The 19009-nt window shown below is 26.3% G+C and carries 25 protein-coding genes and 1 riboswitch; of the genes, 17 read left to right on the forward strand and 8 right to left on the reverse strand.

What is annotated here, in order from left to right; genetic code table 11:
- Positions 1 to 2 precede the first annotated feature (2 nt).
- From KGF48_RS06940 to KGF48_RS06950, 3 genes are all read left to right on the forward strand, one after another.
- Positions 3 to 455, forward strand: coding sequence for a phage holin family protein (locus KGF48_RS06940; protein WP_227867859.1), 453 nt, complete (start codon positions 3 to 5; stop codon positions 453 to 455).
- Positions 455 to 1294, forward strand: coding sequence for an N-acetylmuramoyl-L-alanine amidase (locus KGF48_RS06945; protein ID WP_227867860.1), 840 nt, complete (start codon positions 455 to 457; stop codon positions 1292 to 1294). Before KGF48_RS06940 ends, KGF48_RS06945 begins: the two co-directional genes overlap by 1 nt.
- Positions 1295 to 1524: 230 nt before the next feature.
- Positions 1525 to 2454 carry a S1 family peptidase gene (locus KGF48_RS06950; protein WP_227867861.1) on the forward strand — a complete coding sequence of 310 codons (930 nt, stop codon included), beginning with the start codon at positions 1525 to 1527 and terminating at the stop codon, positions 2452 to 2454.
- Positions 2455 to 2893: 439 nt separating this feature from the next.
- Here KGF48_RS06950 and KGF48_RS06955 read toward each other — a convergent pair whose 3' ends face one another.
- Both KGF48_RS06955 and KGF48_RS06960 read right to left on the reverse strand, forming a co-directional pair.
- Positions 2894 to 3391 (reverse strand): prepilin-type N-terminal cleavage/methylation domain-containing protein, encoded by a 498-nt coding sequence (locus KGF48_RS06955; protein WP_227867862.1) that lies wholly within the window; start codon positions 3389 to 3391, stop codon positions 2894 to 2896.
- A 279-nt stretch (positions 3392 to 3670) separates the two neighbouring features.
- Positions 3671 to 3847, reverse strand: coding sequence for a hypothetical protein (locus tag KGF48_RS06960; RefSeq protein WP_227842473.1), 177 nt, complete (start codon positions 3845 to 3847; stop codon positions 3671 to 3673).
- 54 nt (positions 3848 to 3901) lie between these two features.
- A riboswitch (cyclic di-GMP riboswitch) is annotated at positions 3902 to 3998 on the reverse strand.
- Positions 3999 to 4207: 209 nt separating this feature from the next.
- Between KGF48_RS06960 and KGF48_RS06965 the strand changes: the two genes are divergently transcribed.
- A complete protein-coding gene (locus KGF48_RS06965; protein ID WP_227867863.1) occupies positions 4208 to 4597 on the forward strand; it encodes a BlaI/MecI/CopY family transcriptional regulator in 390 nt (129 codons plus the stop codon).
- 30 nt (positions 4598 to 4627) lie between these two features.
- A complete protein-coding gene (locus KGF48_RS06970) occupies positions 4628 to 5011 on the forward strand; it encodes a BlaI/MecI/CopY family transcriptional regulator (protein WP_227867864.1) in 384 nt (127 codons plus the stop codon).
- Positions 5012 to 5595: 584 nt separating this feature from the next.
- On the opposite strand, the gene KGF48_RS06975 is transcribed toward KGF48_RS06970, so the two are convergent.
- Positions 5596 to 5934: a TIGR04076 family protein gene (locus tag KGF48_RS06975; protein ID WP_227841501.1), complete on the reverse strand. Its 339-nt coding sequence runs from the start codon at positions 5932 to 5934 to the stop codon at positions 5596 to 5598.
- A 116-nt stretch (positions 5935 to 6050) separates the two neighbouring features.
- Between KGF48_RS06975 and KGF48_RS06980 the strand changes: the two genes are divergently transcribed.
- From KGF48_RS06980 to KGF48_RS06995, 4 genes are all read left to right on the forward strand, one after another.
- Positions 6051 to 6359, forward strand: a complete 309-nt coding sequence (locus KGF48_RS06980; protein ID WP_227867891.1) for a winged helix-turn-helix transcriptional regulator — start codon at positions 6051 to 6053, stop codon at positions 6357 to 6359.
- Positions 6360 to 6798: 439 nt separating this feature from the next.
- Positions 6799 to 7020, forward strand: a complete 222-nt coding sequence (locus KGF48_RS06985; RefSeq protein ID WP_227867865.1) for a spore coat associated protein CotJA — start codon at positions 6799 to 6801, stop codon at positions 7018 to 7020.
- Positions 7020 to 7283, forward strand: a complete 264-nt coding sequence (locus KGF48_RS06990; protein ID WP_227840992.1) for a spore coat protein CotJB — start codon at positions 7020 to 7022, stop codon at positions 7281 to 7283. The genes KGF48_RS06985 and KGF48_RS06990 overlap by 1 nt, the downstream gene beginning before the upstream one ends.
- Before the next feature lie 61 nt (positions 7284 to 7344).
- A complete protein-coding gene (locus KGF48_RS06995) occupies positions 7345 to 7917 on the forward strand; it encodes a manganese catalase family protein (RefSeq protein WP_227867866.1) in 573 nt (190 codons plus the stop codon).
- Positions 7918 to 8207: 290 nt separating this feature from the next.
- Here KGF48_RS06995 and KGF48_RS07000 read toward each other — a convergent pair whose 3' ends face one another.
- The 3 genes from KGF48_RS07000 to KGF48_RS07010 all read right to left on the reverse strand — a co-directional run bounded on the left by KGF48_RS07000 (position 8208) and on the right by KGF48_RS07010 (position 10299).
- Positions 8208 to 8408, reverse strand: a complete 201-nt coding sequence (locus KGF48_RS07000) for a cold-shock protein (RefSeq protein WP_003423148.1) — start codon at positions 8406 to 8408, stop codon at positions 8208 to 8210.
- Positions 8409 to 9129: 721 nt separating this feature from the next.
- Complete coding sequence (locus KGF48_RS07005) at positions 9130 to 9306, reverse strand: hypothetical protein (RefSeq protein ID WP_227433148.1); 177 nt, start codon at positions 9304 to 9306, stop codon at positions 9130 to 9132.
- A gap of 744 nt (positions 9307 to 10050) precedes the next feature.
- Entirely contained in the window at positions 10051 to 10299 is a 249-nt protein-coding gene (locus KGF48_RS07010; RefSeq protein WP_227840982.1) for a hypothetical protein, read from the reverse strand.
- Positions 10300 to 10528: 229 nt separating this feature from the next.
- Here KGF48_RS07010 and KGF48_RS07015 point away from each other — a divergent pair, with 229 nt between their 5' ends.
- The 7 genes from KGF48_RS07015 (at position 10529) to KGF48_RS07045 (ending at position 17247) form a co-directional block, all read left to right on the forward strand.
- A complete protein-coding gene (locus KGF48_RS07015) occupies positions 10529 to 11551 on the forward strand; it encodes a hypothetical protein (RefSeq protein WP_227840983.1) in 1023 nt (340 codons plus the stop codon).
- A gap of 13 nt (positions 11552 to 11564) precedes the next feature.
- Complete coding sequence (locus KGF48_RS07020; RefSeq protein ID WP_227840984.1) at positions 11565 to 12452, forward strand: ABC transporter ATP-binding protein; 888 nt, start codon at positions 11565 to 11567, stop codon at positions 12450 to 12452.
- 5 nt (positions 12453 to 12457) lie between these two features.
- On the forward strand, positions 12458 to 13231 hold the full coding sequence (locus KGF48_RS07025; protein ID WP_227840985.1) for an ABC transporter permease: 774 nt from the start codon (positions 12458 to 12460) through the stop codon (positions 13229 to 13231).
- A 118-nt stretch (positions 13232 to 13349) separates the two neighbouring features.
- On the forward strand, positions 13350 to 14072 hold the full coding sequence (locus tag KGF48_RS07030) for a response regulator transcription factor (RefSeq protein WP_227840986.1): 723 nt from the start codon (positions 13350 to 13352) through the stop codon (positions 14070 to 14072).
- Between the two features lie 3 nt (positions 14073 to 14075).
- Positions 14076 to 15479: a sensor histidine kinase gene (locus KGF48_RS07035; RefSeq protein WP_227867867.1), complete on the forward strand. Its 1404-nt coding sequence runs from the start codon at positions 14076 to 14078 to the stop codon at positions 15477 to 15479.
- Between the two features lie 10 nt (positions 15480 to 15489).
- A complete protein-coding gene (locus tag KGF48_RS07040) occupies positions 15490 to 16326 on the forward strand; it encodes a TraX family protein (RefSeq protein ID WP_227867868.1) in 837 nt (278 codons plus the stop codon).
- Between the two features lie 648 nt (positions 16327 to 16974).
- Positions 16975 to 17247, forward strand: coding sequence for a hypothetical protein (locus KGF48_RS07045; RefSeq protein ID WP_227840989.1), 273 nt, complete (start codon positions 16975 to 16977; stop codon positions 17245 to 17247).
- Positions 17248 to 17416: 169 nt separating this feature from the next.
- On the opposite strand, the gene KGF48_RS07050 is transcribed toward KGF48_RS07045, so the two are convergent.
- Together KGF48_RS07050 and KGF48_RS07055 are read right to left on the reverse strand one after the other, a co-directional pair.
- The gene (locus tag KGF48_RS07050; protein WP_227433161.1) at positions 17417 to 18037 is read right to left on the reverse strand and encodes a flavodoxin family protein; all 621 of its coding nucleotides are present in this window, start codon (positions 18035 to 18037) and stop codon (positions 17417 to 17419) included.
- A 21-nt stretch (positions 18038 to 18058) separates the two neighbouring features.
- Entirely contained in the window at positions 18059 to 18304 is a 246-nt protein-coding gene (locus KGF48_RS07055; RefSeq protein WP_227840990.1) for an NAD(P)H-dependent oxidoreductase, read from the reverse strand.
- 254 nt (positions 18305 to 18558) lie between these two features.
- On the opposite strand from KGF48_RS07055, the gene KGF48_RS07060 reads away from it, so the two are divergent.
- A complete protein-coding gene (locus tag KGF48_RS07060; protein ID WP_227829697.1) occupies positions 18559 to 18891 on the forward strand; it encodes a winged helix-turn-helix transcriptional regulator in 333 nt (110 codons plus the stop codon).
- Positions 18892 to 19009: the final 118 nt, after the last annotated feature.

The following is a 19009-nucleotide window of genomic DNA, read 5'->3' on the forward strand; positions in this document are numbered from 1 at the left end:
TAATACAAAAATTAGGAGGTAGTATGAGCATAACCATAGCTTTTTTAGCAACAAATATATTTATAAAATTAGTAATCATAGCAATAGCATTTGATACGCTATTAGGATGTTTGCAGGCAATAAAAACACATAAATTTAATAGTTCTTTTGGGATAAATGGAGGAATCAGAAAAGTAGCAATGATAGCATGTGTATTCTTTTTAGCAGTAGTTGACGTACTTACAAAGTTTAACTTTTTATTTATGTTACCACAAGAATGGATTGATTTTTTAAGACTACAGCATCTAGGTATATCTGAATTTTTCTCTATTTTATTCATTTTGTATGAAAGTGTAAGTATATTAAAAAATATGTATCTGTGTGGGTTACCAGTACCTAAAAAATTAAAAGATAGAATAGGTAACTTATTAGATACTATGACAGATGAATTAAATGTTAAAGGAGGTAGTAAATAATGAAAATATGTATAACAGTAGGACACAGTATTTTAAAAAGCGGAGCATGTACTTCTGCTGATGGAGTAGTTAACGAGTATCAATACAATAAATCTCTTGCCCCAGTGTTAGCAGATAGATTTAAAAAAGAAGGTCATAAGGCAGATGTAATAATATGCCCAGAAAAGCAGTTCAAAACTAAGGACGAGGAAAAGACTTATAAAATACCTAGAGTTAATAGTGGAGGATATGACTTACTTATAGAGTTGCATTTAAATTCAAGTGGTGTAGGAGCTTTTGGAACAGAATTATTTTACTATAGTGAAAAAGGGAAGGAATATGCGCAGAGGGTGGTAGATAAACTGTCTAAACCTTTCATAAGAAAAAAAGGAGATAAAGAAGTAGGTAATAGAGGTGCTAAATTAGATAAAAGTTTATATATTTTAAATAGTTCTAAACCTACTGCAATACTAATTGAAAGTTTTTTCTGTGATAATAAAGATGATTATGAGAAGGCTAAGAAACTTGGATATGAAGGTATGGCTAAATTGATTGCTGAAGGTGTATTAAATAAAAAAATAGATAACGAGGGAGTTAAACAGATGTACAAACATACAATAGTTTTTGAGGGAGAAGTTGACAAAATCCCTGCAACTGTTGTTGGCTGGGGTTATAATGATGGAAAAATATTGATATGTGATATAAAAGATTATGTTCCAGGTCAGACAGAAAATTTATATGCTGTTGGTGGTGGAGCGTGTGAGAAGATAGGTTCTATAACTAAAGAAAAATATACAATGATAAAGGGAAATGATAGATTTGACACACTTTACAAAGCATTAGATTTTATTAATAGATAGAATTTAGGAGTTGAGTAAATTTGAGTAAACTTAGTAAATGTATAGTATTTTAAATAATTTTACTCACTTTTGAGCTTTAAGCGAATTATTATTAGAAAATGTTGATTTTTGTGAAAAATGATGATACTATTCAAGTAGAATCAACTTTATATATACTTTATATATTACTCATATATTATTTATATATATATTTTGATTAACTATTATATTTTTAGGGGGAGAGAAGAAAAATGAAACGAGGGAAAAAATTTTTTTCATTCATGTTAGTTTTGGCTATGTTATTCACACTAAATATTAATGTAACATATGCTGATGAAGACGATAATGAACCTGTTAAGTTTGTTTTGAAGGGGCGTCAGAATTTTACAGAGATGCGAAATTATCTTGACAAAATGCTTTTGCAACAGAATAAACTTATTAATGGGGGAATTAGCACTAAATCTGATTGTCCGCCAGATCATTACTCACTAATTAATGGTGATGATAGAACAAGACTTAAAAACTTTATACAGCAAATAGGACTTATTATGATTAAATACAAAGATGTTCCAGAACCTGTTTATGCAACTGGATTTTATGCAGCGCCAGGAAAATTATTAACTGTTGCACATGCGGTAATTGGTGAAAAAGGTGATAAAGAAATAGAATGGGCAACTGCCTATTTTTTCCTAACTATTCCTAATACAAATAGTTATAGAGTAACAAGTTCACCTATATATAATGCATATATTCCTAAATATTATCAGAGACACTTGAGTAAAAAATATGATTATGCAGTTCTAAGATTGGAAGGAGAGATTTATGTAAGTGGTACTAGATTAGCTCCTTTGAAATTAGCTAAACCGAGTGAACTTTCTACTTACGCCAAACTTTCTCCATATGTATGTGGATTTCCAAATCCTAATACACATGTCAATGTACAACACTTGGGAGGAGGAACTTTATATGATGAACCAGGAAATAGATATTATTATACCAATGATATTGAACCCGGACAATCAGGTTCACCTATATTTGTTAGAGATGCAAATAACCAGATTGTAGTTACTGGTATTCATACAGATGGTAAAGGTATTAACTATTCACCACATCCAGATTTAAATTCTGGCTTGAAGCTTAGAACTGAAATACATGAATTTTTAGCAGGTTGTCCGTGGTAGAATGTTTACGAATAAAAAACTGTATTTGTAGAAGAAAGTTGCTACTTATACAGTTTTTTATATTTAAAAGAAATATATAAAACTATAGCATAAGTTGTAATAATAAAACGAACGAAAATTATCATACTAAAACATAAGACATGTTATAATCATGTTTAGATAGGTTTTTGGATATATACCAAAAGTACTCTTTTTATAAGAGTGCTTATTTTTTTGAAATTCATTAGCATATAAACTATCAAGAATGTTACTCAATATACCTTAAAATTGATTTAAATAGCTCTTTTTCGTAGCATAAATCATATGATATAATAAAAAATAGAAGTGTACTACCAATACACTTCTATATCTGTAACTAAGCATTCTCATGAGCGGGAGTGCTTTTTTCATTTCTTCAAATAACCTTGTTTTTTCATCTGTAATTATCAAATCAATGTCATTAAGTATTTGATTTATCACCATTTAAGAAAGTTATTTTAATAGTTACTCTGCCTTGATTGCTGTATATTTTTATTGAATTTCCATAATCGTCTTCTAATTTATCTGTACCACTTTTGCTTATTTCTCCATCTGGAACTATAAGTAATTCTAAGTGTCTTTCATGACCACCAGAAGATGATAAAACGTACGAACCATTGTAAGGCATTCCTAGACCCTCTATCTTATCTGTTAATGGGTCATCTTTAAGACCTCCATTTATAATTATTTTTCCATCTTTTTTGGACCATGATATGCTGTTTCCATCAGTGAATTTTGATTCATCAGCATAGTAGCTAAGGGACGCACTTTTTATTGCACTTATATCAGATTCAAGTTTAGCTATCTTTGCTTTTTCTATATTTTTAAATAATGCTGGAAGTGCTACTATCGCCAATATTCCTATTATAGCAATTACTACTAATAATTCCACTAAAGTAAACCCTTTTTTATTTTTCATTTATTTCACCTCCGTATAAAATAAATAATATGTAAATTTTTTTGTTTTATTGATTTCTATTTTCTACATTTTACCATATATAGACAAAAAAATCACTTTCAATGATAAGAATACTATTATTTTATAATTCTTGTAAATGATTTAAAATGATATTTCTTGTTAGAAAAGATATAAGTGCTGTGTCAAAATAAAGAAAACTACAGTCATATCAATATAATTATCAATACTATTTAAATGTAGATAAAACTAAAAAGGGTTCTTCTAGAAAATAAATTTTATTTAATTATACTTACTTACCAATACCATAACTTGGTGCAAACAAGGCTCTACTACATTTTTTCCGTACTCTAATATAAAATCATCTAGCTGTGTATCTATAAAATCACAATAATCATATGAACTACCAATATAAGCAGTCAACATATGTGTACATCTATCTATTTTATCTCTAAACATATATATTATTATCCCCCTAAAAAACTTTCATAAAAACAAAAAGAACAATATCTTTTTGGCAACTGGCTGACATAACTCATAGTTTATTTTATAAGCGTTAGTCCCTATAGCTTTGCGTCACTAAATTTCTCTAGTTTTGCCAATTTAGTTTTATTCTACAACTAAAATAATACAATAGAATTAGTTATTATTCAACAAGATTGTTTGAAAATTAAATAAATTTATAGGAATGAATAATGTTTTTTATATATAAAAATAGACTAAATGTGTAGAATGTTTGGTAAAACTTACCTGTATTAATTGCAATTAGAAGGTTCTATTATTAATTTAAATTAAAATTAATTCAAGGAAGTGACATAAATGGAGCAACAAGAGGTAACAGACAAACTGCGCAGAGGGGAATTGATGTTGATGGAATATATGTGGAGGAAAAAGTCTATTCTATCTAAAAAAGAAATAATAGAAGCGATGAAGCAAAGATATAAGTGGAGGAAAAGTACTACAGAAATTCTTCTGAAAAGATTAGTAAAGATGAAAACATTAAAAAAGAAAGTAGTAAGTTTTCAATCGAACTATGAAGTGTTAGTAACTAAAAAAGAGTATTTAAATGCTAGAAAAGAAGAAAGAGATACAAGTAAATACGATAACTTTTTTATAAAAATATTTACAACAATACACAAAAGAAATAATGTGATAGAAGAAAAATTAAAAAGATTTATAAAAAATATGCAAAATATAGTAAAAAGATAACTCTGTTTATATAGAAAGAAGGAATATATTATGTTGAATAAAAAATTACCAGATGCGGAATTAAAATTGATGAAAAATATTTGGAATTCGGGATACAAAACTGTAATATCGAAAGATGTTGCAGATGAAATGGAGGAAAAATATGGTTGGAAACATACAACTACAATTACACTTTTAGCAAGATTAACTAAAAAAGGTTTTTTAATATCTCAGAGAATTGGAAAACATGTACACTACACAGTATTAGTAAAAGAAAAAGAATATCTAAAACTAGAAGGAAAAAGAATCTTTGGAGGTTTACATAACAATCCCCTGTCAGAGTTAATTTCAAAACTACATGACAAAGAGGAAATAACCGAAGAAAAAATAATGGAAATAGGGGATTGGATAAAAACTTGGCAAGACGAAGATTAACAGAGTAAAAGGTAGCTACTAATATAAGCGCTACCTTTTTTCTTGTGGATAAAATTGGGGATAAGTTGTGGAAAACTTATTCAAAATTTGTGGATAAAATATTTTACTGACATTTAACTGACAAAACAAAAAAAGATAAGTTTAAAACGTTGAAAAATAAACATTTATAGAAATATATTTGATACATGTATTATATCAAATCTGAGTTATAAATACTATTAAATAATAGTAAATAGTAGTGAAATACAGTTATTTAGTAGTATTTAAGACCAGACATATAATTGACATTAAAGAAAAAAATGTCATCAATTAACATAAAACGGAGCTGTTATCTAAAGAGAGTATTGATTATATATTCAACCCAAAATAGTAACAATGTATTATGGTCTGCTTGGATAGGGTTCTATAATAATAATAGAAGCAGTAGTAAATTTTACAGAGAACCATTCTACTGTCTGCTGAAATATTTGTTTTTCATTTATTGTAGCATTAAGGCATTAAGGTTATAAGGAATTTATTGATTAAGTAAATAATTGTGAGTGTTCTATGTAATGCATTAAAACATACAATATTGTAAATATTATCTATCTTATAGGTTTATATTCCATTTTAGATTCTTCATCAGTTCTCTCAATTTTAAAAATGACAGGACGAATTCCATCATTGCAGGAGCATATAGCCACTCCTTCTTTATCTATCCAATCTTCATAGTAAAATTTTTCACTACCATGAGATAAAGCAAATACATATTGATACATTGCTTTCCATGCTTCATCACATAATTTTTCAGGTTTAGCAAAATCTCCAAAAAATACTTCCCCTACTTCATGCATAGGACATTTCCCAATACCTTTACATCCATACTCATCTGCTAAGTCTTTGTGGAATGTTGTTTTTATCACTTCTATTTTACATTTTTTCATGAAAGTCATCTCCTCATATTTTTTAACTTTTATTTATATAAGTATATGTACTATTTTATATTTAAACAAGTACTTACTTTTAAGTAAGGTACTAACGTTTAGGATAGTAGACTAATATAACTTCTACACCATTTGGATATACTCTTTCAATTATTGGAGGGAAGTGGAAAATGATTATAATATTTTGGCTAGTAGAGTATGATGTATTACGCTATGGAGAGCTTAAAAGGTGTATTGGTTCAATAACCGATAAGATTCTAAATAATCAATTAAAAGAATTGGAACGAGATGGTATTATCATACATAAAGAATACCCTCAAATTCCTCCTAAAGTTGAATATTCACTTTCAAAAAGAGGATTGTCATTAATGCCTATTTTAGAGGAAATGTGTAAATGGCGTGAAAATAATAAACTCAATTTATAAAACAAAGGCCTAGTAAAGATTTTACTGGGCTTTTATTTTATAAATTAGAAATACTAAAGTTAATTTACAAGTATATAGTCTCCTGTGATTAATACTTTGAAAATCATTAAGTAAAATCTTCATTAGTGCTATTTTTTAATATAAATTAGATAAAAAAATATATATAATCGTATCAAGTATCAGCTATTATTCTAGGGTTTGTCAACAATCTCTATGAAAGTGATGTATTTGTTTTTATAATAATTATTAAAATTGCACATGAAATATATAATTATATAAATTGACATTAATATTAATTTAAAGAAAAAAGTCTGTTATTGCATTTTTATGTGGAATTTAGTCACATTTTTTCTAAAAAATAAATATTATATACTAAATAGAGATTATATTATTAAAAATCATTCTATTTTAAAATTCAAAAAATTAAGGAGGACAATTAATGGAATATTTAAAAGATGATAAACAAGATTATTATTGTGAATTTGCTAGACCATACATTAATCGTCAAATTTATAATGACACATACAATCCCCAAAAAGCATTAAGAAGAGGTACTTTGTTTCCTGAGTTGGATTTGATAGAGTCAAATAACTATAATGATTGGCTATATGCAAATCCTAAAAATAGAGTTAGAGCTAAAAAAGGGGGTAGCATGTGTTAATGACATTAAATAGAAAAGAGCTTTTAGAGAGAATTTCAGAATATCAATTTGCTTGTATAGAATTAAATTTATATTTAGATAACAATCCGAGAGATAAGAAAGCTCTTGATTTATACAATAGATACTGCAATAAATTTACACAAGCTGTGTGTGATTATGAGTCTAAGTATGGGGCACTAACTAATTTTGGGTATGAATCAAGTGAATATTCTTGGTCATGGATATCAGAACCTTGGCCATGGGATAAGTCATTTTATAAATAAAATTATACAGTATTAAAATTAGATTTACTATTAAATATATATTAAGGAGGAGTAAAATAATATGTGGATTTATCAAAAAACACTGGAACATCCAGTTAACATAAGACAAGCAGACCCTAGAATGGCAAAGTATATAATGACTCAGTTGGGAGGTCCTAATGGTGAGCTGGCAGCTGCAACTAGATATATTCAGCAAAGATACACTATGCCAACTGTAAAATCTCGTGCGCTTTTAACTGATATAGGTACAGAAGAAATGGCTCATGTTGAAATAATATCTTCAATACTATATCAGTTAATGAGTGACTGCACTCCAGAAGAACTTAAAGCTGCTGGACTTGGAGCTAATTATGCTACTTTTGGACATGGTCTTCAACCAGTAGATTCCAATGGAGTAAACTTTACTACAAGTTATATTAATGTATTTGGTGATGCTGTAACTGACTTACATGAGGATATGGCCGCTGAACAAAAAGCATTAGCAACTTATTATCAGTTGATAAATTTAACTGATGACGTTGATTTGAAAGATATATTAAGATTTTTAGGAGAAAGAGAAGTAGTACATTACCAAAGATTTGGTGAAGCACTAATGGATGTTTACGAGTTTACAGAATATAAACATCAATTCTAATAAAATAATAAATATTAGAGATAAAGGATTAAATTGATTTCTTTATCTCTAATATTTTAGAAGTCTTAACAATTCCAAATATTAGTAAGATGGAGATATAAAAATAAAATTATTATAACATATATTAGAATATGATATATAACAAAGTTAATTATGAATAGTATTCTCTTTTATAGAAAGTGATTTTTTCATTTCTACAAACAGTACTATTTATTTCATCAATAATTGTATTCTATAAATTATCAATAAAAAAAGACCCTAAAAAGAGTCTTTCCCGAAAAATCTATATATTATAATATAGTTATATTTTCTGCTTGAGGACCTCTAGCACCTTTAACTATATCAAAGCTTACTTTTTGACCTTCTTCTAATGATTTAAATCCTGAAGTTTGTATAGCTGAGAAATGAGCAAATACATCATCTCCACTTTCCATTGATATAAAACCAAATCCTTTTTCATTATTAAACCATTTCACTATTCCATTATTCATTATAAATACTCCTATTAACCTGTATCAAGATATACTTGATTTAATTATGTATTACCATAGATACTATTATATCATAGATTAATAGGAATGTCTACTCAATTATATTTTTTAATTAACATTTCTGCTTATTATTAATCCTACAAATAGATTTAAGAGTTTTATTATTCTATGAAAAATTAGATGGCAAATTATTTTTGTCACCATTACTAGTTTAATAAAATAAAATACAAATAAAGAAATTGTTTCAGATAGATTGTAAATAGACGTATTCGAAAAAACAATAAATAAACATAAAGAAAATATAAGAATTTTGTCTAGTTATACGTTTTTATTGACCAGTTACGCAATTGATATTGAATATTCTAAATATTGATGTTACTTTATATATGATTTAAGTACAATAGGGGGATATTTTATAAATATGATTTGCGTTATAGATAGATAAAATTTGGAGTAGTAAATAGATTCATATTTGATGAGATTGTAGAATCTGTGTATAGAATGATTCATGTGTTTCAAGAGAATATAAAAGGTGTAATTTGTATTAGTTGTTTTGTTTTATAGTATACACTTTTAAATTATATAATGAAAAAGTAAAGATGTACTCCCAATACATCTTTACTTTAAAAGAAGTTATAGTTACTTACAAAGTATAAAAAAACTATATAGTTATTTAAGGTAGAAAATCTAAAAAGGTTTTTCTAGAAAATGAAACTTAATTTTAATTATATCTACTTACCAACAATAAAACTTGATATAAACAAGATTCAACTACAGTTTCTCCATATTCTGATATAAAATCATCTAATTGTGTATCTATAAAATTACAATAATCATATGAACTACTGATATAAGCAGTTAATATATGTGTACATCTGTCTATTTCTCCAATAAACATATTATCCATCCCCCTAAAAACTTTAGTAAAAATAAAAAAACTATATATGTGCTAACTTGCTAACATAACTTACAAAGAATTTTTTAGTACTTATCACTATAACTTTTATTACTAAATTTTTCTAGTTTTACCAATTTAGTTTTTATTCTACAAGTTAATAATACTAGAATATGATTTATTATTCAACATGCTTGTTTTAGATTAAAAAATATTATAAAATTATATTTATTTTTTGAAGAATAAACTACAACAATAAACTGATAAGGTTTACATGGGTGCATTGACTTAAAGGCTTATATATTCGAATTAATTAAATTTAAAGTAGAGAATAAACATAAAAAAGTATTCAGTGATATATTATTAAAATGAATGTAAGAATAAATAAAGTGAGATGTTGGAATATTAAAATCAACAATAAGATAAAAAATAAAATTTACTGTTACTGTTAGTAAGAACTTTAAAAGAGATATTTTAAAGAGGATGTAAAAATTAATTGCTTTACTTATAGATATTTAAAAGATATAAAGAACTTGTAGATAGTTCTTTATATCTTTTTTATTATGCTAAAAAATTTTAAGATACAACAAAAAAGATAAGAGTATACCTATAGCATATATATATTCTTTTATAAAAATAAATAAAACAAATGAAATTAAATTCGGTTAAACCTTAATTATTTATATGTAATATCCTGATTATAAATAATAAAATTTCTTTATTAAATATAAAATGCAATTTAAATCACTATTTGATAATTTTTCCGCAATATGGGCAATAAGTGATATCCTTTACAAGTTCCATTCTTGAATTTAAATAATGATTACAATTTGGGCAACGATAAAATTTCCAATCAATAAAAATACCAACAAGTACAAAAATAATTGATATTATATAATTTTCTATAAAAAAGATAAATGCTGCTCCAATAACAAACATAGCCATAGATATTAAGAAGATTATTTTTAATTTGGTATAAATATTTATACTTTTCATACAATCACCAACTTATTTTAGATTTAATCTTATTAATAAAAGTATAGCAAGTTTATTATAAAAAATGTAAACTAAAAAATTACAATAAAAATAAGTAGCAAATAAAACTAAACACATAATTTAAATAATTTAAGTTTTATTTAAGGTTAGAATTATATTGATATAAGATTTAAGTTTTATTATGTATATAGATAAAAAGCAATTAAAAAAACTTAGGAGGAAATGTATATTGATAAGTTGGGAAATAAAGAAATTGATTAAATCTAAGAGCCTGTTGATATCTTTAGGGATATTAATATTCATATTATTAATCAGTATATTTGTTAAACCTGTTTTAGAAACAGAAGATTATTATATTGATGAGAGAAAAGGTCGTATAGAAGATACAAGGAATGGAATAGATATAGCTAATGATAAATTTCAAAAAAAACTTAATATTTTAAAACAACTTTCAAATCAAACGAATAGTGATGAATTTTCTAAAAAGATTAAATCGATGTCAAAAGAAAAACTCGATAATCTAAATGTCAATGAATATAAAAATGTTGGTTTTTGGAAGGTATTTAATTATAGAGCTACAAATTCACTTATAAATATAGGTATGTTGATTATCATAATCATAATTGTATCAAATCTTTATACGGATGAAGTAATTTCTTCGGTAAAAGATATTATACTATCATCAAAAGAGAAGAAAAAGGCATTAAAATCTAAAATAGTTATTGCTATATTTATACCATTAGTAGTTTATGCTGTTTATTTAGCATGTGTATTTATTATAACCTGTATACAACAAGGATTACCAATTAACGGCGACTTAGAATCGTTTAGGATAGTAGATAATATAGCTACATTGAAATCAAATTCAAATATAAGCAATTATGCAATATCAAATATAGCTATAGATATTTTAATGTTTGAAGGATGGGCAATGATAGCTATGTTAGGTTCTTTTATTAGTAAATCTTCAATATCATCAGTAGGTTTTCTTATTTTAAGTATAGCTGTAGCTAAAGTGATATCAGTAGTTCACATATTGCCTAAAGGATTGCTTTCAATTATTTCAACAGTAAATTACTATGATTTAATATTTGGTTTTAATAAAATAATAGGAAATTATTTAGGTAATATTAGAATATTTAAAATGAATGTAGATATTGTCAATCTATCAATAGGATTTTTAGGAGTAATATTTGTAGGTGTAATGACCTTGTGTTTTTCAGTAATAAAGTCAAAGTATATAAATAGATAAAAGGGGAATTAAAATGAATAAATTAGAAGTTAAAAATATTTCAAAGATATATGGAAAAAAAGTAACAAATGATAAAATTACAATTACATTAGAAAATGGAGTTTATGGTCTTTTAGGACCAAATGGAGCAGGAAAATCCACTCTAATGAAACAAATAACCACACTAATAAGACCTGAGAGTGGCCAAATATTTTACAATGGTAAGGATATATTTAATATGGATGATGATTATAGAAATATTTTGGGATATTTACCACAAGAATTTGGAGTATATAAAAACTTTACAGCTAGACAATTTTTACAATATATAGGGGCATTGAAAGGTCTAAAAGGTAGAAATTTAAATTGTAGGATAGATGAATTGTTAGAGTTAGTAGGTCTTTATGAGGTCAGAAATAAGGCTATAGGAAAATTCTCTGGAGGTATGAAAAGAAGAGTTGGAATAGCACAAGTTTTATTAAATAATCCTAAAATAATAGTACTTGATGAACCAACAGCAGGCCTTGACCCACAAGAAAGAGCAAGGTTTAGAAATCTAATAGCAAAAATATCAAGAGATAAGATAATAATTCTGTCTACTCATATAATTTCAGATATAGAATCAGTTGCCAAAGAAACAATAATGATTAAAAATGGTAAACTTCTTATGAAAGGAACACATAAAGAAATATTAAATCATATGCAAAATAAAGTTTATAATATTCAAGTTGAAAATGAGTGTGATATTGAGGAGATTCAATCCAAATATAAAGTTATAAGTATTCAAAGTGATGTTAACTCAATAGTACTTAGAGTTGTGTCAGAAAATACTCCAAATGAACCTAATGCACAACTAGTTCAAGCAAAATTTGAGGATGTATATATGCTTTATTTTGATTTAGAAGATGCAAAGGAGATATAACAAATATGATAAATTTAGTTAAAGCAGAAATAATAAAAGTCTTAAAATCAAAGAGTGTTTGGATACTTTGGATATTTTTACTGTTATTTGGGTTTGTATTGATTAGAAAATTTAATGTTTTTGACACATATGCAGATATATTCTATAAGATAGAGGGTTCTATACCTTTAATAGGGTTGATAATATTTATAATAACCTCTGGAAACTATACAAAAGAATATGATTCTAATATGACAGGTCTAATAAATACAACTAAAAATGGGAAAAAATCAGTAGTAGTATCAAAAATAATAGCTAATGGATTGGCTTTGTCCATGATTAATATTTCTTTTGTGTTATTGGTTGGTATCAGAGGATTTAGTTTTTTTGGATTTAAAAATTTGAATGAACCAATTAAAAGCTTATGGTATTTTAGTAATAGCAATTTAAATCTTACAGTAATACAAATGTACTTGATTGTTATAGTATCAGTTATTTTTGGTTCTTTTATATTTGCACAAATAGGACTAGCACTTTCTTCAATATTTAAATCAGCTGTAATACCTTTCATATTAGGAGGCTTAATTATGGCTATTCCATATTTTATTACAGGTTTTATACCAGACAATGCTATAAAATTTGTTTCTATTACTCCAAACTGGATTATGATGAGTCAACAAATTATTAAGTATAATGCACCAAATACTTTAATAGGTTTATCTATATTAATCTCAGTCATATTGATAATAATATTAACTAAAATAACATATAAAAATTTTACATCAAGTAAAAGATTTTAATTAAGAATAAAAAAGAACAATGATTTTGTTTATATATTGATTTGATTTAAAATAATATAAATGAATTTTAGAAAAGATATATGTTAATATATAGATAAATTATCATAGGAGGTTATTTATGGAAAATAGCATTTTAGTAATAGATGATGAAGTAGAAATTTTAAAGCTTTTAGAAACTGTATTTAAAAAAGAAGGTCTTAACAATGTGTACACTGCAAAAACAAGAAAAGAAGGATTGGAAATATTTAAAAAATCTAATCCCGACTTAATCATTTTGGATATTATGTTGCCAGATGGTGAAGGGTATGATATTTGCAAAGAAATAAGAAAAACCTCTAATGTGCCAATCATATTTTTATCAGCTAAGACGGAAGAGTTAGATAAATTACTTGGTCTAGCAATTGGAGGAGATGATTATGTTACAAAGCCTTTTAGTCCTAAAGAAGTCGCTTTTAGAGCAAAAGCTCATCTAAGAAGACTAAACTATTTTAATGAAGAGCAAAATGAAAGTATAAACTCGGATAATAAAGAAAAGATTATATCATTTGGTCCATATAAATTAAATGAAAGTAGAGCAGAACTCATAAAAGATAGTAAGTCCATTGCATTATCTGCAAAAGAATTAAAAATATTATCTCTATTTGCACACAATCAAAATCAAATTATAAGTAAAGAAAAATTATGGGATAAAGTATGGGGTGAAGATTATATTGGATTTGACAATACTATAATGGTTCATATTAGAAAGATTAGAGAAAAATTAGAAGATAATCCTTCAAAGCCGGAATATATACTTACAATAAAAGGACTTGGATATAAATTAGCAGTAAAGGAAGATTAGAATATGAAATGGAAGATTACTAGAAACTTTATGCTTACAATCGTATTTGTAGTTATATCAGTGGTCATTATAAATATTGTGTCTATTTTATATGTAATTTCGACTAATAATTTTTTAAATGTTGTAGGTTCTAAAAACAGTCCTGAAGAGTTTGCTCGTTCTTTTAAAAAAGAGTTATATGAAAAAAATGGAGAGTTCAAGCTATCAAAAGCTGGCATTGATAAATTAAAAAAATCACATTCTTGGGTACAAGTTTTAAATGATTTAGGAGAAGAATTGTATGGAGTAAATGTGCCAACAAATACTCCAAAAAAATATACTCCTTTTCAAATGGTTAATAACTACAAATATATAGAAACAGAGTATACTAATTTTGTTTTAGAAAAATATTTAGACAACAAACATCTAAATATAATAATAGGTATGCCTAGTAGAGATATATCGAGAATAATTTTAACTTATTCTCAAGATAATGCTAAAGCAATCTTAAATAAAATTATTACTTTAACATTGGTAATTGATGGGATTGTAGCTTTAAGCATAGGATACTTATTTAGTATAAAACTTACAAAGCCAATATCGAATGTAATATGGAGCATTGAAACTATGGCTAACGGAAATTATAGTCTATATCTTAAAGACAGAGGAATATATGAAGACGTTTTTGAAAATATCAATATGTTGGCTGATACATTGAGGATAAACGAAGCAGAGAGAAAAGAAAATGAAGAGATGCGAGAGGAATGGTTAGCTAATATAACACATGATATAAATACTCCACTGGCTTCTATACAAGGATATGCAGAGATAATCAATGATAAAGATTATGAATTTGTGGAAGAGGAATTACGAGAATATACAGAAATTATATATAATAAGTCCAAGTATATAAAAAATTTGGTTGATGATTTAAATTTATCAACTCGATTAAAAAATAACAGCTTAGTTTTGAATAAGAAAAAAATAAATTTAGTTAGTTTGGTTAGGAATATAATAATAGATATTTTAAATGACAATAGATATAAAAATAGGAATATTGAGTTTGTAAGTTATGAAGATTTAATTGAAGTATATGTAGATTCAATTTTATTTAGAAGAGCTATAACAAATCTTATATTTAATTCAATAGTGCATAATAAAGAAGAAACTCTGATAAAAATAGAAATAGTAAAAAAAGATACTATAGAAATTATAATAAAGGATAGCGGAGTTGGAATAAGTAAAAATGATTTAAAGCATATTTTTGAAAAATATTATAGAGGTACTAATACAGGTGAATTACATAAAGGCTCTGGTCTTGGAATGGCTATTTCTAAAGAGATAATAGAGATTCATAAAGGTAGTATTTATGTAAGTAGTGAAATAGGAATAGGAACAGAGGTCGTCATAAAAATAAATCAGAAGTAGGAGGTATGGTATGGATTTTCTTAAAAAAGGTTTCAATGGGTTTACTATTAAAATATTAGCACTGACATTTATGACATTTGACCATATCGCAGCTTTTATGCCACAAACAATGCATATACCAGTTTGGTTTCATTGGTTAGGTAGAATATCAGCACCATTGTTTATGTTTATGGTAGTAGAAGGGTTTTGCCATACAAGCAATAGAAAGAAGTATATTGCTAGATTATATGTAGGGTCTATCATTATGGCAATAGGAAATCAAATAATTAATACTACTTTCCCAAATCCAGAAGGTTCAATAATTATGAATAATATTTTTGCAACATTATTTTTGATAGTAATTTATTTAGAGGCTATAGAATTTATAAAAAAATTTAGAGAAGAAAAAGAAAAAAAGTATCTTGTGAGAGGGCTATTGATGATAAGTGTTCCTATAATTTTAGGAATTGTTATATTAACTTTACTTTTTGGCTCAGCGAATAAAGTACTTATGTTTATTATGTTTTTCGTACCAGTACCATTTTTAGTAGAAGGAGGACCAATTTTAATTGTACTGGGGATTATTTTTTATTTATGTAGAGGAAAGAAGTTTAGTTTAATTATTTGTTATGTCTTGATGTGTATATTTATATTTGTAGCTATGGCAGGAGGAGATTATAGCTTGAAGAAATCTCTTCTAGAAAATTACCAATGGATGATGATTGCTTCCCTTCCTTTTATGTTACTTTATAATGGAGAAAAAGGTAAGAGTATGAAATATTTGTTTTATTTATACTATCCAATACATATATATATTGTATATTTTAGGAGTGTATTTGATAAAAATCTAAAATATAGAAGGCATTGATAAGTATGGTTATTAATATTTTTCTATATTTCAGAATGAAGTGTGCTGTTTCTTTGTAAAAAATTATAACAGGATTAATTATACTATAAAGTCGTGATTTTAGTATAGTCAAAGGTAATTTAATATATAAATTATATCTTTAAAAAATATTAGATAAATTAAATGGACTTTATAAGTTGAGTTTGTTTTAATAAATAATGATAGTATTGATAATAGAATATTAAAGATTTAGAATAAACTAATAACATTATTAAAATTTATAATATGTTATCAATTTTATTTTGAGAGGGTGAAAACAATGTTTTATATAATTTTTGGTAAAATTTGTATTGATTATAGCTCTACACAGTTAAATATTATAAAACATTGTGTGGAGCTTAATCAAAAATATGATGCTAATTAATCATTGAGTGGACAAATTTTTAGTATAGTTATCTATACTTATTTAAGCTGTCTAATATTGAATAAGAGTGTTTATTTTGAGGGTTATATACGATGTTTGTATATAGCCCTTTTTATATTGTCATTTATTATTAAGTATTAAAACAATATAAATTATTTAAAGCGTAAGAGCGAGGGGGTTGTATCAAAGTACAATACTTACTGCTTTTTTTATTTTAATTATAAAAAGAGAGGAAAATTTATATCATGAAAAGAATAGAAGAAGATTTAACTACTGGTAATGTGTGTACAAAGTTAGTAAAACTTAGTATACCATTATTTTTCATAAATTTATTGCAATCATTTTATAATATTGTAGACATGATTGTTGTTGGTCAAGTATTAGGAAGTACTGGAGTTGTATTTGGATACAATTCAATTTGTTCTATTCTTAGGGGATTTGGAGAGACTAAACAACCACTATATTTCCAGCGATTATTGGGGGAATCTATTTTTATAAAAGAAAATGGAAAGGTATAACTGAGCACGTCAGAAATTAATCGTTTCAAACAGATGAAATAATAAACTAGTGGTTTTGATATAAATAAAATCAAAACCACTAGCTAGCTATTACACTGTTTTATATGAGCTATTCTATTTAGTAAGCATGACTTTAATCTTAAATTAACAATTAATAAAACTCAATTATTTATTGTATAAAGTTAGTCATAATTTTTTCTTCATATTGAGGGTCTTTGACTCCTGTTTTTTGCCCAGCTGAAATGCACTTAAGAAGCCATGCCATGTTTTCACCTAAAGTTCTCATAGTTTGTAATCCCTCTTTATCTTTCATAACGTCCTCTGGTGTAAAACCATGCACCTGATTCCAGTATTGTGATGATACAATAGGCATATTACTAATTGAGAAATATTTATTTAGTTGGTCAAATGTTGCAGTTGCTCCACCACGTCGACATGATACAACTGATGCACCAAGTTTCTTTGCCATTTTACTTCCAGCTGAAAAAAATAAGCGGTCAAGAAATGAAGTTAGTTGTCCACTTGCACCAGAAAAATATACAGGAGAACCAACAATAATGCCATCAATATTATCTAGTTCTTTCGCTAACTCATTGACCTTATCATTCCAAGTACATTTGCCAGTTTGAAAGCAGGATGAGCAAGCGATACAACCTGGTATTGGCTTTTTACCTAAATACAATATTTCGGTTTCAATATCATGCTTATTTAATGTTTTAGCAACTTCATTTAATGCTGTATAAGTACATCCGTATTGGTTTGGGCTACCATTTATTAATAAAACTTTCATTAGAAATTCCTCCAGTAAACTTTATTTAATAGACATTCCAAGGGTCTTTGCTTTTTCTAAAATAGGTTTTTCATGAATATCTCCAATTTGCATGACACCACCAGCTAAGACCTCGACCAGACAAGGGTGTATATTCATTTGTTGAAGATTAAAACGTTTAACTGTATTTTCAGATTCTTCAGCACCTGACACAAATGAATCTATAAGTACAGATGTATTTCCATTTGTTCTTGGACTTCCGTTTAAAACAATAATTTTTTTGCCCATTTAAAACACCTCCTATTATTAAATTTATCAGTGATATGAAAGTACATTTGTTATAAGTTTTTTATAACTTGAATTGAAGAGTAATTGAATTAAAAATTTGACAATATGCTAAAGTACTAGTATTTAAGCAAGATTTATATGTATTATAGCAAATTGACTTTTAATTGTTCTTACACTATAATTTTATTATAAATTAGTTAAAAGACAAGTACGCACATTTTTGTTCAATACTAACCTAAAGGAGAGTGTAGCACATGGGTATGGATTGTATCTCACAGGCAGATTTAAGTGAAACAGGGTTTAGTTATACACTTTCACTGATTAATGGAAAATACAAGATGGTAATTCTTTATTGCCTTGCTGAATTTAAAGTTGTTAGATATAATGAACTAAAACGTTATATAAAGACTATTTCTTATAAGACTCTGAGCTTATCATTAAAGGAATTGGAAGCAGATGATTTGATTATTCGTACTGAATATCCTCAAATACCACCTAAAGTAGAATACAGTTTATCAAAGAGAGGGAAGTCTCTGATTAAGATTTTAGATGCAATGTGTGAGTGGGGAGAACAGAATAGAATTTAATTTTATATTTGAAGATTGTACATATTATAAAAAGACTGTAGGTAAGTTTGAATTTAAACAAATATACTTACAGTCTATATTTAAAAAAATATATATTTTCATTTATAATTTAAAAAGT

The sequence above is a fragment of the Clostridioides sp. ZZV15-6388 genome, from assembly GCF_020657755.1.
Lineage (GTDB): Bacteria > Bacillota > Clostridia > Peptostreptococcales > Peptostreptococcaceae > Clostridioides.